This is a genomic window from Cupriavidus sp. 8B, from assembly GCF_054589115.1.
Genome location: NZ_BAAILO010000238.1, coordinates 1 through 235, shown reverse-complemented (window position 1 = coordinate 235; position 235 = coordinate 1). Strand labels below are relative to the sequence as shown.

The 235-nt window shown below is 66.8% G+C and carries 1 pseudogene; it reads right to left on the bottom strand.

The window, feature by feature from the left end:
• Positions 1-235 (bottom strand): annotated as a pseudogene (locus tag ACYP5B_RS22730) (IS110 family transposase); the annotation flags it as partial.

Genomic DNA, 235 nt, shown 5'->3' with positions numbered 1-235 from the left:
CCAGTCGGCTCTGCCGCTGTAGCGCACCCCATGTGAAAGCAGAAAGGCCTTCAGCCGTTGCCGGGCGCGCTTCAGATCGTCCTTGGCGCTGACCCACGCGCGTGACAGATCCCGGAACGCTTCATCCTCCACACTGGGCACGTACACCGCCGAGAGGTCGCCGGCGCGCAGCGATCGCACGAGCTTGACCGCATCGCGCCGATCGGTCTTGACGCGCTCGCCGGGTTTCTTCGGG